The 16,532-nt window shown below is 57.6% G+C and carries 11 protein-coding genes and 2 pseudogenes; 3 read left to right on the top strand and 10 right to left on the bottom strand.

Annotated features, from left to right (window positions below; all coding sequences use genetic code 11):
* Positions 1–192: 192 nt before the first annotated feature.
* Positions 193–528 (top strand): HdeA/HdeB family chaperone, encoded by a 336-nt coding sequence (locus ACSQ8V_RS39040; protein ID WP_436209454.1) that lies wholly within the window; start codon positions 193–195, stop codon positions 526–528.
* A 425-nt stretch (positions 529–953) separates the two neighbouring features.
* Here ACSQ8V_RS39040 and ACSQ8V_RS39045 read toward each other — a convergent pair whose 3' ends face one another.
* Positions 954–2,111, bottom strand: a complete 1,158-nt coding sequence (locus ACSQ8V_RS39045) for a chloride channel protein (protein ID WP_436209455.1) — start codon at positions 2,109–2,111, stop codon at positions 954–956.
* A 516-nt stretch (positions 2,112–2,627) separates the two neighbouring features.
* Here ACSQ8V_RS39045 and ACSQ8V_RS39050 point away from each other — a divergent pair.
* Both ACSQ8V_RS39050 and ACSQ8V_RS39055 read left to right on the top strand, forming a co-directional pair.
* Complete coding sequence (locus ACSQ8V_RS39050; RefSeq protein WP_436209456.1) at positions 2,628–3,011, top strand: hypothetical protein; 384 nt, start codon at positions 2,628–2,630, stop codon at positions 3,009–3,011.
* Positions 3,012–3,621: 610 nt separating this feature from the next.
* A complete protein-coding gene (locus ACSQ8V_RS39055) occupies positions 3,622–4,335 on the top strand; it encodes a YfdX family protein (protein ID WP_436209457.1) in 714 nt (237 codons plus the stop codon).
* A 32-nt stretch (positions 4,336–4,367) separates the two neighbouring features.
* Here the strand turns inward: ACSQ8V_RS39055 and ACSQ8V_RS39060 are convergent, their stop codons facing one another.
* The 9 genes and pseudogenes from ACSQ8V_RS39060 to ACSQ8V_RS39100 form a co-directional block, all read right to left on the bottom strand.
* The gene (locus ACSQ8V_RS39060; protein ID WP_436209573.1) at positions 4,368–5,147 is read right to left on the bottom strand and encodes a cytochrome ubiquinol oxidase subunit I; all 780 of its coding nucleotides are present in this window, start codon (positions 5,145–5,147) and stop codon (positions 4,368–4,370) included.
* 133 nt (positions 5,148–5,280) lie between these two features.
* A complete protein-coding gene (locus ACSQ8V_RS39065) occupies positions 5,281–6,150 on the bottom strand; it encodes an ADP-polyphosphate phosphotransferase (protein WP_436186726.1) in 870 nt (289 codons plus the stop codon).
* A gap of 155 nt (positions 6,151–6,305) precedes the next feature.
* Entirely contained in the window at positions 6,306–8,678 is a 2,373-nt protein-coding gene (locus ACSQ8V_RS39070; protein WP_436209458.1) for an HAD-IC family P-type ATPase, read from the bottom strand.
* A 648-nt stretch (positions 8,679–9,326) separates the two neighbouring features.
* Positions 9,327–10,057 (bottom strand): annotated as a pseudogene (locus tag ACSQ8V_RS39075) (IS6 family transposase).
* Between the two features lie 146 nt (positions 10,058–10,203).
* The gene (locus ACSQ8V_RS39080; protein ID WP_436186729.1) at positions 10,204–11,526 is read right to left on the bottom strand and encodes an ABC transporter substrate-binding protein; all 1,323 of its coding nucleotides are present in this window, start codon (positions 11,524–11,526) and stop codon (positions 10,204–10,206) included.
* A gap of 804 nt (positions 11,527–12,330) precedes the next feature.
* Positions 12,331–12,949 (bottom strand): annotated as a pseudogene (gene petA, locus ACSQ8V_RS39085) (ubiquinol-cytochrome c reductase iron-sulfur subunit).
* Between the two features lie 343 nt (positions 12,950–13,292).
* The gene (gene pal / locus ACSQ8V_RS39090) at positions 13,293–13,811 is read right to left on the bottom strand and encodes a peptidoglycan-associated lipoprotein Pal (protein ID WP_436209459.1); all 519 of its coding nucleotides are present in this window, start codon (positions 13,809–13,811) and stop codon (positions 13,293–13,295) included.
* 183 nt (positions 13,812–13,994) lie between these two features.
* The gene (locus ACSQ8V_RS39095; protein ID WP_436209460.1) at positions 13,995–14,426 is read right to left on the bottom strand and encodes a carboxypeptidase-like regulatory domain-containing protein; all 432 of its coding nucleotides are present in this window, start codon (positions 14,424–14,426) and stop codon (positions 13,995–13,997) included.
* A 52-nt stretch (positions 14,427–14,478) separates the two neighbouring features.
* Positions 14,479–15,942 carry a trypsin-like peptidase domain-containing protein gene (locus ACSQ8V_RS39100; protein ID WP_436209461.1) on the bottom strand — a complete coding sequence of 488 codons (1,464 nt, stop codon included), beginning with the start codon at positions 15,940–15,942 and terminating at the stop codon, positions 14,479–14,481.
* Positions 15,943–16,532 lie beyond the last annotated feature (590 nt).

Genomic DNA, 16,532 nt, shown 5'->3' on the forward strand with positions numbered 1-16,532 from the left:
GGATATATTCCTGCTGTGGAATCGTCGAGTGGAGAGAACTGAGAGATGAGATGCCGGCGTTTCATACAATTTAGACGAGTAGGGCAAGTTAGACGGCTAAAAGTATGACCGCTGCGTGAGCTGAAGTCGAATTAGACTTGGGCACGGTCCAAGTCCAATACGGAGCGGCACCTTTTGAGCGAGGAAACTGTCATGAAAAAAGTATTGACTGGAGCGTTCGTGGTGGGCCTAGGTCTGTCGCAGATCGCATCTGCGCAAGCGCCTATGAAGGTACGGCCGGCAAAAATGAAATGCGAAGACTTCATGGCGCTTGAAGACAATTACAAGCCGGCATTGGTGTATTGGGCTGCTGGCGTCAACCAGCCTGCCGTGAAAGGAACCGATGAGCTCGTAGTCGATGCCGCAAACCCCGTCGGGTTAGTCGTTGATGAATGTAAGAAGACTCCGAAAACGTCGTTCATGGGCAAAATCAAGCAGTTGACCAAATCGGGGCGGTTCAACGTCGTGGACCATAACGATCATCACTAGGACGTCCCCCGTTTGCGCGTCGCGAAGCGCGAAGTAAGGCCTGCCGTGCCCTTGGCAAAGATGATCACGTATTGCTCCTTTGTGACCGAACCATCCATAGGGATGCGCGGCCACACACACCTTAAGCTCTCAAGCAACTCACGAGCAGCGGCCTCCAAGCAGGCCCTGCGGTTACAGTTACTCCACTAACAAATCGCACGGGCACATCTGATACATCTGACGTTGCCCGGGGCTCCAGACAATGGTCAGATGTTGCCAAGGCGGCCTTTTGCGCATCGCAGGCACACCAGCAAACAATCTTACCGACGTTGACTGCAACCGTGTCTTTGGTCGGCGCTGCTCCGCCTTGAAGGCCGTTGTCTCGATACATTCAACGCGCAAAGACATGGCTTCTGGTTCCTGCAGCGATGCGCGTCTGGGTTGCGTCATTCGGACGACGCATCGCGAGCCTTGCGTCGAGCTTCGACCTGATCCTCGGAAAGGCGCGCTTCGTAGATTGATCGTGGTTCGATTGTCCGAGCGACGAGCGTTGCGGTTGCTACAGCAAGAAGAAGCGGCACGATAAACGATCGATCGCGCGAAGTCAGTTCCATTATCAGGACGACGGTGGAAATTGGGCCTTGTGTGGTCGCCGCCAAAACGGCGGCCGCTCCAATCACCGCGAAAAGTCCTAACGGCACCCCGGGCCACAACCAATCCCACGCGTGTCCCAGTACCGCACCCAGCAGGGCGCCTAGTGCGAGAGAGGGCGTAAACAGACCGCCTGGCGTGCCGCAACCCAGGCACAGCGCAGTGGCCATCGGCTTCAGGAACAGCAGCGCGAGCAGCAGTGCCGGCGTGTACTGTCCCACGAAAACGACCTGGGCAATATCCTTGCCATTGCCCAGCAGTTGGGGAAATTTGATTGAAATAACGCCCAACAGGCCAAGTACAAGGAGAGGCGCCAATATTCTCCGCCAGCCCTGCGGCTTGTTTCGATCAGCAAACGCAATGCTTCGCACATAGACAACCGAAACGACGCCAGCGATCGGACCGAACAGCAACGCCCACAAGGCGGCCGACCATGAGTTTTGATAGGCGGGAATCAGATAGGTCGGCATGTCTGGAAGGACGATCCAGGAAACAGCGGTGGCCACGACAGCGGTGACTAATGCGGGGAGCACCATCCGCAGCGATAACGCGCCTCTAAGCACTTCCAGGGCGAAAAGTGCCCCGCCCAACGGAACGCCGTATGCCGCCGCCATGCCGCCGCCTGCGCCGCACGCGACCAGCAGTCGACGTTGACGGTCCGATAAGCGCGCAACGTCGGAGACCACATTTGCGATCACTGCACCTGCCTGCTTAGGCGCCCCCTCTCGGCCAAGCGATACGCCCATTCCGACAACGATGACCGAAAGGATGGCGCTGCCCAGCGTCCGAACTACAGGAAGGCGTCCAGCGGTAAACCAGATTGCCTCGGTAATGTCGATGCCGTTTCCGCTTGATAAGCGGACCAGCACAATTTGCCCGACACCGGTGAGCACGCCGGCAGCCGCCAACACAAGAACATGGCGCCATGCCGAGGCATTCTGCGTCGCAGCCAAAAGAGATGTGCCCGGTCCGGGCCACATCAAGTGCTGCACAGCCACGAGCAAAGATGTTAACGCTGCAGCGCTCGCCCCCGTGCCGATAGCGATAATGACGACGGCTATCCAGAATCTAACGGCGCCCGGGCTCGATAACGTCGAGGGGACAGCGTCCTGAGTGGACGTGCTCAGCGTGGCTCTTTCCATTTAGTTAAAAGGAGGGTAAGAGTATTAATGGACCAGAGCAACCCGGGCATCAGTCAACCGTTTGAAAGCAAGCTTGGCCGACGTTAGAGAATCCGAACAATCGTCGTTCCTTGATCAAGAGCATGTATGGAGGATCCAATCGAAAGCAGTGTGCACTCAAAACGTTCTTCAAAGACGGGTTTTCACGGTCGAATGTCGCGTTCGCACGAACGGTCCTTGAAAAAAATGCTCTAACTTGTGAGAGAGCGAGGAGTCGTCGTACCGGAAGTATCGTTAACTACCGTCCCGTGCCCTTCGCATCAGCTTTATCTTTTTGAGGATATCGCAATGGCAACCACAGTCATTGGTGTGTTCAACAAGTTCGAAGATGCAAAAGTTGCGGTCGATCGGTTAGCGCAGGACGGAATTGCTCGCGAAGACGTCCGCGTGCACTCACGCGACCGTGATATCGGCTCGTGGGATGATGCGATGCGTGCGCCCCCCGCATATCATCCGCTCGATGACCCGAGAGTGCACTCGGAAGGCGGAGCTGCCCAGTTTTTCGAACTTTTTTTGGGTGGAGAAGGCCAGGCATCGCAGGAAAGCCAGCTTTACAAAGTGGTTCAGCGCGGCGGCACGCTACTTGCCGTCGCCGTCCGTGACGAATCCCGAGTGAATTCCGTTTGGGCAGCCTTGAACGGTGCAGGAGCGGTTGAGGTCGCCGCGTGTTAAGCACGGTGTGAAAGTTCGCATCAGTCGACAGAGCACACACCAACCTTTAGGCCATCATAGCGCCTCGATTGGAATCGTCAAAATGCTCACCACGTAGGATGTTGATAATGCTCGTCGGTCCCAGCCAACCGAAATCGCAACGGTTCTGGAGGCATTGATTAGAATGACTCATCGCCCGGCTAAAAGACGATCCACCAGTGCTCGCGTCCTACATTTCTCGTGAGTATTGACGTACCGTGACGTTCGACGCCCTAGGATAGATCCGTTTGACTCTCACTTGCTCGACCAGACCAATTGCATCGCAATCGAATTTGCGCGATCGTCTTTTGCCTTGGCGATACCGCAGTGGCAAGGATTGTGCGCGAGAAGCAAGCAGACCCGCCCCCCGCCAACGCGGTGGTGACTAGCAAAGGTGACTGGTCCACCGGTTCGCAGATGTGCCGTATTTAAGTGCCCTTTAAGACGCCCCCCCTATCGTGAAGGTATCAACGTCAATCGCAGCCCGCTTGGACCGCTGAAGCACGGTACGCTCAAAAATATCGTTGAAATTTCGCAACGCGGCGCTTGCGAATCTCACTTCGCGTCGCATTCCTAATGAAGGAGTTAAGCAATGGTTAATCGACTGATTCCGATCGTCGCAGTTACGTCACTTGTCGCTGCGACATGCTTATCGATGAACGTGAACGCGGCTCAACGCCCCAACGCGGCGCTTAACGACATGGGAAAGCTTTCCAGCAAAGGAACCAAGGCGTTTGAAGATATCGAACGCGCAAGGATAGCGATCTTCAGTGGTCGCCCGGCGCAAGCCACTAAGCTCGTGAAGGAAGCACAAGATTCACTCAAGATCGCTCAAAAGGACAACACCTCTTTTCTCAAAGCCGAGACGGATCTAAAGCCACCTCCATCGCGCACCTATGCTTCAACTGCGCCAAAGGTCACAACAGCCGTGTCCTGGCTACCAGTTGGCACTGACATTACTGTCAGTGACGATTTCTCCACTCCGTCCAAGACAAGCGCCGTTACTTCGGCTAATGCTCATTTGAAGAAAGGACAACCTGAAGCCGCAATGAAGGTATTGAAACTTGCCAACGTGGGTGTTTCTTATACGATGGAGATCGTTCCTCTCAAGCAGACGACGGAGGACGTCGACAAGGCGGCAGGTTTGTTGAGCCTGGGTAAATACTATGAGGCCGATCAGGTCCTTAAACAGGTTCAGGACAGCGTCAGATACGACTGGCTGGATTTCAGTGCCATGCCTCATCCAAATCAAGTGGCGACGTCCGGCACCGATTCAAAGGCAGCCTCGTCGGCAGTGGCGAAATAGTCCGGGATAGGCTGCGCCTGCCGGCTCGACAGTCAGGCAGGCGCTGTCACGTTGGCGATGTGGTTGCGTAAGATGACGCGACCGAGAAACAAAAGCCGAAATCGCTTTATCACGGGCTCCGCTTCGCTGCCTCGGTTACCAGCACCGAACACCGTCCAGGGTTGGCGGCCCACTTCAGCAATCACCCAGCCCATCTCACAGGCGATGAACGGTACCGGGATCGTCCACGGCGCGAGCAGAAGGAACCAGCGCTGGCGGCAAATATCGCCGCGTAACGAGAAGATCACCGAGATCACGAAGTACGCGAGCATCAACAAACCGCACGCCTCCAACAGGCGAATGCTCCAAAACAGCAAGAACACGTTGAGGACCGTATCGCGTGACGCCTGCGCGATATCGGCCTCTGTGACCTTGGAGACATCCTGCTGGTCAGGATAGCGCTGCACCAGAAAACCGAAACCCAGATCGGCTTTATGCTGTTCGAACTGCGCGAGCGGGCCAGGACCGGTTGACGTGGCGCTCAGTTTCTTGAGCGCCACGACTGCCGGGATGCCAGAACGGATGCGCTTGACCGCATCGGCTTCGACGGCGTCCACGCCAGGCAGGACGGTATCCATCGTGTGCGTGACGAATGGAGTCAGCACGTAAGGAATCTGCAGACTCCAGGCATTGCGCCGCTCGCTTTGTAACGGCCAAGCGGCAAGGTTGAATGGCGCAGGTGTGGGCTCCGTCTTCCACATCACCGCCATTGCGGCGAGTTTGGAGGGCTGGGCGTGACCGCCGACAAATCCTAGCGCGTCACCCAGCGTAATGACGCCGCCCTAGCGTTCGCCGCTTTGTTTCGCGTCGATTCAGATCACTTCGGCTACGTGGCGCCCTTTCATACGACTACGCAGTCGCATGAAGCGTCAGAAGCAATACAGATGCGCGGACACAACTTCACGGTCACTTCGCGAGCCGCTTGCGGATAGCCTGTAATTCCTGCCGTCGCTTTGCGGTCGTTGTTGGATAAGCCATTTTCAGTTCTTCCAGTGCATCGAGCAGAATCTGGGACACGATCAGGCGCGCGTTCTCCTTGTCATCGGCAGGAACGACATACCAGGGCGAATCCCGGGTGCTAGTCGCACTGAGGCACGCCTCGTACGCTGCCATGTACTGTTTCCAGAATTTCCGCTCCTCGATGTCCGCACCGCTGAATTTCCAGTTCTTCTCCGGATCGTCGATACGTTCTAGGAACCGCTTGCGCTGCTCCTCCTTCGAGAGGTGGAGGTAGAATTTTATGATTCGGGTCCCATTAACGCGTAGGTGCTTTTCTAAATCCACGATCGAGCGATAACGGTCGTACCAGACTGTCTTCTCATCGAGCAGTGCCTCCGACAATCCTTCGCCGTGAAGGATCTCGGGATGCACACGGACAATCAGTACCTCTTCGTAGTAGGATCGGTTGAAGATGCCGATCCGCCCGCGTTCCGGTAGATCACGGGTGGTGCGCCAGAGAAAATCGTGCTCAAGTTCGGTGGCGCTGGGATGCTTGAAGCTGAATACCTGGCAGCCTTGGGGGTTGACCCCAGACATCACGTGCCTGATCGCACCATCTTTGCCCGCCGCATCCATTGCCTGGAAGATCAGCAGGATGGCACAGCGGTTGGACGCATAGAGAAGCTGTTGCAGCGAGCTAAGCTGCGCGACGTGCTCCCCGAGTAGCTTTTGATAATGTTCCTTCGACGTGTATATGGGCTTTATCCTCGTTGGCCACTTCCGGAAGTTGACCTCATCGCCTTCCGGCACGCGAAATTCGCTTGATCTGATTTCCATTCGTATCCTCTAGTCTGCGCGGCCAACCCGAGTCACTTTCATCGTTTGAGGTACCCGATCCCGACCTCTCCCGCTGCATCACCTCCACCGATCGATTCTCGTGACTAACGCCACCACATTGCAATATTGAGACCCGGGAAGGCTCGGATAACGCTCTACGCGACCCTGAAGTGAGCGAATACGGGGACCTTCACCAGGCCCATGACTAAAGCGAAAGCAGCAGCCGCGGCAAGCACGCCCGCCACTATTGAAACCGGCAGAGGCGTCATAGCGATCCCGCCGATAGCCAATGTCGATGCGATCACAATATCGGCAACGGACGATACGACGAGCCAGAGGCTCGGCCGGGAGCCCCATATGTGCTGGCGCTCACGAATCGCGTAGAGCATCGCCTGGCTACCGAACACCAGGACAACAAAGGCAACGGTTCTCAGTTCGTCGCTTCCGAGGGCCATCTCAAATTTGCCGATGGCTAACACTCCAACGCAGAAGGTCAACAAGCAAACGCCCAGAAGAACACCCACGATCGTAAGGTTGCCAATGCACCATGCATTCGGAAACTTCGAAGGCTGCACATTGTCCGTCGTCAACGACATGGCAAGGAAGTCGCCGGTGATCATCACAATTACCATCAATAGCGGGTTCAGGATGGCGTGCCCGGTCATGATCAAGCCGAGTACCAGGAAAAGTACTGCCACGACCTTTTTGATAATTGAGTTCAGCGTGTACGTGAGGATGCGCTGGAATGTCACCCGCCCTTCCTTCACTGCCGCAACGATGCCGCCGAGCCCAGGTTCAGTCAGCACCATGCCCGCGGCCGATTTGGCGACGTCATTCGCCGTCGACACCGCGATTCCAATTTGCGCCTGGCGCAGCGCTGGCGCGTCGTTGGCGCCGTCGCCGCACATACCGACGATCTGTCCACCCGCCTGGAACTGCTTGACGAGTTTGTATTTGTCCTCAGGCAGCACGCCAGCGAAGACCGCGAACGCTGTCGGTTGCAACCCTTCCGGGATTGGACCGGGCGGACATGTGGCGCCATCGAGTCCCACCGCGCGCGCCACAACGGCTGCGGTCGCCGCCGCATCTCCCGTCACCATTAGCGTTCGCACGCCCAATCCGTGCAATTCCGTCACGAGCGCTGCTGAGTCTGAACGAGGTGGATCGCTCAGCGCGACCAGCCCCGCGAGCTTCAGCGCCGCCCCGGATCCCGCCGCGACTGCGAGAACCCGGAAGCCCTGCCCCTCAAGTTCGTTCGCCGCCGCGTCCGCAGTCTGTGATGGTTCTGCGAGCCCTGCGACCCAAGTGAAGGCCCCCTTTACAATCCGTTGTGTGCCCCCCGCCGAATCTGTTGCTATCGCTTCTGACATCTTTTTCGTCGGATCGAATGGTGTGAACTTGATCAATGTAGGCACGTCGGAAACCCCGTTGTTCGAGGCCGCAACCCTAATGGCCCCGTCGACAGGATCCTGTCCGCCATCTGCACTCGCCAGTGCCGCCAGCGTCAGGACGCGCTGCTTATCGAAGTCTGGCATTGGCCAGACGGTGGCGACCGCGAGCGCATTGCGCGTCAGGGTGCCTGTCTTGTCGGCGCATAACACGCCCATGGTCGCCGCTTCATCCACCGCGGAGAGACGCGTCGGCAACACGCCACGCTTTGCCAACTCCCGAGCGCCAAGCGCGGCCGCAAGAGTAAAGGTTGCCGGAAGCGCAACCGGGATCGATGCCAGCACCGCCGTCAGCACAAGCGGGACGATCTCTGCAATTGGCATTTTGAGGAAGTAGGCATAGACCACCAGCATTGCGATGACAAGACCATTGAACGCCCCGAGATTGCGCACTACGCGCAGAACCGCCTTTTGCTGGGAGCTCACTACGTGGGCGGTACGGACGAGTTCGGCGGTCCGGCCGAACTTGGTGAGCGCCCCGGTCGCGGTGACCACCGCTACCGCCTCGCCTCGCCGTACCAGCGCGCCGGCAAAAGTTTGCGCGTCTACGCCAGCTTCAATCGGCACTGATTCGCCAGTGAGCATTGACTGGTCGAGCAAGACTCCTCCAGAGATGAGCCGCATATCCGCAGCAACTACACCACCGAGCGACAGCTTGACCACGTCTCCTAGAACCAATTCAGCGGCGGGTATAGTCAGCCAGGTACCATCGCGCCTGACCGACGCGGTCAGGGCCAACCGTGATTTCAACGCAGCGAGCGTCGCCTGGGCACGGCTTTCCTGGAATAGACCGAGTGCAGCATTGAAAACAAGCAGACCGGCAATGATTCCAGCTTCGACGAATTTCCCCAGTGCACACTGGAGCACGATGGCAGCTTCGAGCATCCACGGAACGGGCGCCCAGAACTTTTCTAGGGCCATGCGCAACGGGTTCGCCGACGTATCGGGGATCGCGTTCGGGCCCGACGTTGCCAACCGCCGACGAGCTTCATCGCCAGTGAGGCCATCTGCCGAAGCCGCCGTCGAGGTGTGGGCTACACAGACTGTCGACGAGCTCGTTGCAGTGGGCGGAGTAGACATGGCCTTAGCTTGTTTGTTGTGCGAGCACCCGCGACGGTGAACGGTCGAGGGGGCGACGTGCTCTACCATCGCCACCCGCTCCAGCCAGACAGCGTGATCTTTCACTGGAGTTCGCAGATTCGCAGGGCGAGTATACGCTCCCAATTTAGATATCTTATGCTGAGGGGGGCCGGTTTGCACTGCGCCCCTTGTTCTTTGCTTTTCCAGACCGACAATCGGGTGACAACGGTCTTCGCCGCCTGTGGTCTCATGCAAGGCGTCCGATAAACATCCGCCACGAAGCGATTCCGCATGGACGAATAGGACACGCAACCGAAAAGCCAGACGAAAGAGATTCGGAGTGGTTGCTGGACGTCCGTCGATGCCGGAGCACTTGCAGGTCGAGCACTTTGCATTCTTGGACGGTGCCGCCGGCAAGCGCAAAAACCAGCGATAACGGCGGAACAGCCGCCTCCCCCCAAAAAAAGTCCCAGAATCACGTCCCGGCCCCTGAAAGGGGGTTATCGCATGGCTATCTCAGAACGGAACATAACCGCACCGAGCTTGGCCTGCGTTTCCGGCCACCTGAAGTACGCGAGGTACACCGCCTTGGGCTCTCTCAAGTTGGCAGGCTAGACTACCTGTATAGCTGAATAATAGTTATCCTTATCAGATAGCTTTCTCGACTGCATCAGTAACAGTCCAACCATGCCATGTGGCGAACCGTTCCTTGAGTGCGGTACGACGACATGCCGCGTTCATTTGATGTCTGGGCAACGCGAAGTGCTGCCGGATTGGTCCGAAGCATGAGAGAAATGCCTGCATGCGACGCGCATCGCGAAAACCGCACATCTGGCGTTCGCACCTGCGTGTCGGCTGGTGGCTGTCCTCGGCACGGTTGTTCACGCGTGCAGCCGCTTTGACGAAAACGTGCTTCACATGAGCGAGCTCGGGAATGTCAGCCTTCGCCGCTGGATAGCTGCGCAGCTGATCGGTAACGATTCTGTGCGGCACCGGGTTTGAACGCATCCGCCCCGGAAGAAGCGCTTTGCCGCAGCCTTGTCGCGCCTCTTTTGCACCAGCACGTCAAGTTCGGCACCATGCTCGTCGACCGCTCGCCATCACAGATATGTCTCGCCACACAGCGTCACGAACATTTCGTCCAGATGCCATGTGCTGCGCGGCTTGCGCCGCGCCGCTTTGGCGCAATGGGCGAATCCAGCGCCGAACTTGTCGCGCCAGCAACAGATCGTTTCGTACCTGACCACGACACCACGTTCGAGCATTAACTCCTCGATGTCGCGCTCGTTCAGGCTGAACCGGAAATCCCACCGAACCGCGCAGCTGATGGCAACGGCGGGGAAGCGGTGACCGTGATAAAGCGATTTCGTTTTCTTCATCACTTCATTCGACCGCCGCCTTCCCATCAACCCGACAGAGCCGTCCATCACATCAGAGCCACCCGCACGTGGCTCGAGCGGAACGATAGCGACATGACGGCCCGTGGTGCTGCAAGGCCCGGCTGGCTGGCGTCATCCGGCTTGCTTCACTTCAGATAGCCCGCCTGACGCACGGCGCGCTCGGCCGTGGCCTGCCCGGCTGCCAGCGCCTGATCGACCGTCATCTGTCCAGCGAGCGCGCCCGAGATGCTCTGGCCCACCACGGTACCGAACGACTGGAACTCAGGAATGCCGACGAACTGCACACCGGTGTATGGCACCGGCTTAAGCGTCGGGTGATTCGGATCCGCCGTTTCGATCGCCTTCAGCACAAAGTCGGCAAACGGAGCCGCCGCCTTGTACTCGGGGCGCGCATAGGTCGACTGACGCGTTCCCGGAGGCGCCGAGGCCCAGCCTTCGTCCTTCGCGACCATCTCGATGTAGTCCTTCGAGGTGGCCCATTCGATAAACTTCTTCGCGGCTGCGTTCTGCTTCGACGTCTTCGGAATTGCCAGCGCCCAGGCCCACAGCCAGTGCGAACCACGCGGCGTGACTTCGATCGGCGCGGCAGCGAAGCCCACCTTGTCGGCGATCTGCGACTGCTCCTTGTTATAGAGCATCCCTGCCGCCACCGTCGCGTCGATCCACATCGCGCACTTGCCAGAAGACATCAGCGTCAAGTTTTCGTTGAAGCCGTTCGAACTCGTTCCCGGAGGGCCGTCTTTCTGCAGCAGGTTGACGTAGAAGTTAATGGCCTTTTTCCATTCCGGTGAGGTCAGTTGCGGCTCCCACTTCTTGTTGAACCAGCGGCCACCGAAGGTATTCACTAGCGTGGTTACGTACGCCATGTTTTCGCCCCACCCGGCCTTACCGCGCAAGCAAATGCCGTAGACGCCATTGGCCTTGTCGGTGAGCTTGTCGGCAAATTGCTGAATCTGGTCATAGGTCGGCTGATCGGGCATCGTCATGCCCTTCGCCGCGAACAGGTCCTTGCGGTAGTACGTCATCGAGCTTTCGACGTAGAACGGCAACGCGTACAGCGAGCCGTTATATGAGAGCCCGTCGCGGGCCGTCTTCACGACGTCGTTCAGATCGTAGCTGGCGGGCAGGTTCGTGAGCGGTGTCAGCCAGCCGCGCTTGCCCCATTGTGGCGTCTCGTAGGCGCCGATCGTCACCACGTCGAACTGGCCGCTCCCAGTCGTGATGTCGGTAGTGGCGCGCTGGCGCAGCACGTTTTCTTCGAGAATCACCCAGTTGAGCTTGATGTCCGGATTGGCCTTTTCGAACGCCGGCGACAGCTTCTTCAGTTCGATCATGTCCGGATTGTTCAAGGTCGCGATCGTCACCGTCGCGGCCGACGCGTTCAGTGCCGCGCACGCGACAGCTGCTGCGCCGACCACCCTGAGCGCAGGTTTAAGGGCTGCTTTCATCACTTGTCTCCTTTCTAGTGCTACATCGTTAAAAAACGAGGAATTACTCGCTCATCTTCAAGGCTTGTGATGAGAGCGATGAGAATTGCAACGGAACGGTTTAGGGGTTGGCCTCCTCGCACCCCAATCGAGTGCTCGATTTTCGTAACTCATTCGCGGCCCGCACGCAAAGAGGAAATCGTGCGTACCGAGACACGACCACACCTACGTCAGCAGTGCCTCATTGTCCAAAGGTACCGTTACATTGAATCCCCGTGGAGCAAGTTCGAATATGCGGACTCCCGGTCTCACTATGAATGTTGAAGACGCCACCATAGGACGTGTCCGATGTGGCTTGAGTTGGTGAGTCGGCCACATGACGTACTTGTCCATAAGACATGTCGGTACTTGATTGCGCGGACTCGTCGGCGCTCTGTTCCATAAAAGCACGACCCGCTGGCTGATGGTCAATTTGGGTGTCCGATTCGTTCGCCACACCTGTCGTAATGAGCAGCGCAGCGCTTGCGCGCAACAATCCCAAACGTACATTCATCTCGACGACTCCTTCAATCCAGTTCGTTCCCCGTTCTGCATCACCAGCAATTCATCAATCTGGGCCTGAACTCGAGAGCCTCGTCCCAAACCAACCGGGGCATGCCTCGTACGCGTCAAGCCGTGGAAAGCCGACACAGGAGCAACGCAGCTACCTAACGCACAGCATTGCTACCCACGCCCTTGATATCGGGAGACACCGCGCCGTGTGCCAAACGATCGACATCGGCAGCGTACTCGGGTTGTAAGACAATAGTTCCACGGTCGCACGCTCTACGAAAGCATGAACAGTCCATTTATGCCTCTCCCTTTCTCGTCCTGGCCAGTCAGAACACTTATCGGTGTCACAAACATGTAGCTCGGCAAATCCAGGTTCTGCGGAACCGGCTTATTCTTGAAGACACGACCGGCGAGGTCGTATGTAGAGCCATGGCACGGACACAGGAAGCCGCCTGGCCAATCGTCCGGCAAGTTGTCCTGTGGGCCCGGCTGAAATCTCGGTCGCGATGTGCATCCAAGATGCGTGCAAACTCCCACAACAACCAGGAGGTTCGGGTGATTTGCTCGCGCGGTATTCATTCCTGCAGTAGGTTGGCAGCGGCGTCGAGAACGGATGGTCGGTTGAGGGGTCAGCGACCAAGGGATTGGCTTTGACCACATCACTCAACATGCTCTTTGTTCGGTTGACTTGAAATACCGGCATACCGCGCCACGCAACTGTCACCATATTGGCGGGCATCAGATCGCTGATGTACACAGTGACCGGTGCGCCCGCCGCTCTTACTCTTTCTGACGGCGCAAACGAATTGACGAACGGCACAAGCGTGGATACGCCGGCGATGGCCCCCGCAACCGATGTTGCAAGCAACCATTTGCGACGACTACCGTCCATGCCTTCTTTCGCATCTGCTTTCACCTCGCCCTCCGTACGTTCGAGGCTTATATCCATTTGATTTTTGTTTCGTCAGGGTATTCTGCGCCGCGACCGAAAATTCTCCGATACTTCAACGACGAGGACTCCATTGACTGATTAGTGCGCATTTTCTGAGAAGCCGACAACGGATGACCGCTGGCAAGCTACCGCATCGGCTCAACGACCCCGACGCGCTTGAGCGATAACAGAGCAATGGCGAGGTTGCACTGCGAGTCGCAGCCCCAAGGCCGTTGACGGAACTAAAGTCGTCGTAATCTCACCGCCCAGTTGCGAAGCAGTCCGATGCACTGAGCCTCGGAGACTACTGCTGATAAGCCAAATCGGCGCGGCGGTTTTGCGCCCACGATGCTTCATCATGTCCTGTTGCGACTGGCTTTTCCTTTCCGAAACTGACCGCCTCGAGTTGCGAATCGGGAACGCCGAAGAGAACCAGTTCACGGCGGACCGCCTCGGAACGCTTTTGACCCAGCGCGAGGTTGTATTCGCTCGAGCCGCGTTCGTCGGTGTTGCCCTCGATGCGTACATGGCGTTGTGGATGGCTCTTCAGATAATCTGCGTGCAGTTTCAGAAGCGGTTCATATTCAGGCTTGACGGTATAGACGTCGAAGTCAAAGTAGATGCTGCGTTTAGCGAGCGGACTGTTCGGGTCGTTCAGCGGGTCGACACTGACCTGAGCAACGGCGTTCGGGTTCGTTTGTGCGCCGACACCGCCACCAATGCCGTTTGCGTTTGTGCCCTGGTTGAGCTTGACGCCCGAGTGACATGCTGCCAGTGCAGCGACCACAATAACCGCCAGCAGTTTAAAAATTTTCGATGTCATTTGGTCTCTCATGTGTTCGACTGCGCTTTATCGAGCCGTCAATCAGGGACGACTCTGTGTTCCGCTTCGTGTCCGCTACGCTGAGAAACGAAACGTCGCCGCCACCGCGTATCCCAGGCGTCAGAATGTTGGCCCTCCGAAGGATCGGTGAAGTCGCTCGCCGCCCATAGGCAGCTCCACTTCCTACATAGGCCATATGAACGCTTCATGCTCGTGCACGCCGGTTGCGACATTCACCACTCGGCGTTGCTGCGTTCCTTTGTATCTGGCGGTCACGGTGTATCGGCCATCCGGTAGTGAGACCAGCATGAACGGGCCGCGGGCGTTCGTATCCACCAAGACGGTGCCATGCGCGTCGGAAATCTGGACGGGTATATCTGCGAGATAGTCGTTGCCAGCATTCGTCTTGCCGGCGAACTCGAGAACGAGCGGATAGTTATGCATCTCGCCCTTCATTTCCGCAGACTGGTCGCTCCCCACTCCACCAGACAGATAGCTTATGACACCCGCGTGCTGTACTGCCGGAAGGCTCGCCGGCATAGCCAAGGCAAGCTGTGTGGTGCCGGCGCACAGGAGAACCATGGCACTCACCCGTAATCCCGAATGTTGCTTCATATTGACCTCCGTCGAACGCCTTGAACTCAGGAGCATCCCGCGCGGGTACCACCTATCCCAGGTTGATTGCCACGAAAATCGGTTGTCCATCCCGCCGAACTCGCAGGGCAACATCGCCTCCGGCGTTATGTAGTTCATGACGAAGCTGAGTGACATTTGATACCGGCGTGTTGTCGACACGGGAGATGATGTCTCCGGGGCGAATACCAGCCAACGCCGCCGGCCCCGGACTCTGTTCGACGCGAACTCCGCTAGCGACTCCCAACTTCTGCCGCTCTTCGGATGTCAGAGCGCGTACCGTCAACCCATACTGCCTAACCGTTGTCTGGCTGGTTATGCCCGATGCGTCCGATGCAAGCGACTCATTCTGCATTGCCCCCAACACCACGGATATTTGATGTGCTCGATGGTCCCGCCAAAATTCAACCCGAACTGCGGAACCTGGCCGCAACTCGGCCACGGCTACCGGCAATTGCGTCGAATCGGTGATTTTCTGGCCGTCAAGTTTCAATATGACATCGCCAGCCCGCAAGCCGGCTTTTGGCGACGGGCCGTTCCTGTCGGTTGAACTGATGAGCGCGCCAACCGGTTGCGTCATCCCAAATGACCGAGCGAGCGGGGCGCTGACTTCCTGAATCGTCACCCCCAGACGCCCGTGCTCAACCTTCCCATAAGCCTTCAATTGGTGCTCGATTCTCATCGCAACGTCGATCGGAATCGCAAAGGAAAGTCCCTGAAACGTTCGATGAACTGGCGCATCGACGCCGACAACGTCCCCGTTCAGGTCAAACAGTGGGCCTCCGGAATCGCCGGCGTTGAGGGTCAGGTCTGTCTGGATTAGTGGAATATATGTTTCGTCCGGCACCAATCGAGCCTTGCTACTGACAATTCCGGCCGTGACCGTATTTTCAAACCCGTACGGGGCACCGATAGAGACCACCCATTGGCCAACCTTTACATCGGACGGCGCGCCGACTTTCACAGTCGGGAGCCCATGAGCGTCGATTTTCAGCAACGCAATATTGCCTGGCACGTCGACTCCTACGACGGACGCCTTGAATTCTCGCCGGTCGGCCAGTTTGACCCGGAATTGCGTTGCGCCTGCGACGACTCGGGCGTCGGTGAGAATATATCCATCCGGGCTAATGATGAACCCTGAACCGAGCGTTCCAAGGGGCAGCAAAGATTGACTGGACTGGCCGGGCGAGAATTGTCTAAAAAACTGGATAAACGGGTCGTGTTCGTTCGCCGCCGGCGGCCAAAGAGGTGTCATGTTGGCGACAGGCGTCCCCTGAACAGCACGGATATTGCCTACCGCCGGGCCGTCCCGTTGCACGACATCCGCGAAGTCCGTCACAATCCCGGTCGAGGTGACGTGCGGGGTCGTCGAAGTTACGCCTAAGCTTGCCCTTCCAGGTACTGGCGACGACACGGCTGGACGTGGCATGCACCCAGTTGCTAACACTGGCACGAGGCACGCTGCGAACAGCGCACGCATGAAATTCCCGGCTTGCATGACATCGCTCCAGGCAACATGGAACCGGTCGCCGCGAAGCGGCCGGCGCGCGACAACCTCAGACGCAATCCACACTACTAACAGTAGCCTAGGGCGACAAACTTAAAGAATTCTTAAAACGCCTACGGGGGTGGAAGGCGTACTCGGCTGGACACTATTGCCTGCTCTGACCGATTGATGAAAACAGCCGTTTCCGTCAATTCCTCCGAACCCTTCGTCGGTCTGCTCGCTCATGAATCTGCGATAGCGGCGGCCCACCGAGCTGTCGAATATCAACCCACTGAAGTCAACACGGAGGCGGTTATGCCCATTCTGCAGCCATGGACATGCTCAGGTCCGTCGACGCGACGATTTTCGTTTGAAGTGGCACGAATGCCTGATGCCCGCCGCAAACGCTAGCTGCCACTTTCACCGTTGAGCATCGCGATGCCCTCCGGCACAGACTGTCCGCTCTCGGATGACGCATTAAAGCGCTCGCTATCTACACAACGCTTAGGTACTCGACCGGAGTCATATGCGTGCGACCTAGTATGGCCGATTCGCCAAGCGCTCGTGTTGATCACGAAGTGGCCTAGACCACATATCACGAC

The organism is Caballeronia sp. LjRoot31 (assembly GCF_964253885.1).
GTDB lineage: Bacteria > Pseudomonadota > Gammaproteobacteria > Burkholderiales > Burkholderiaceae > Caballeronia.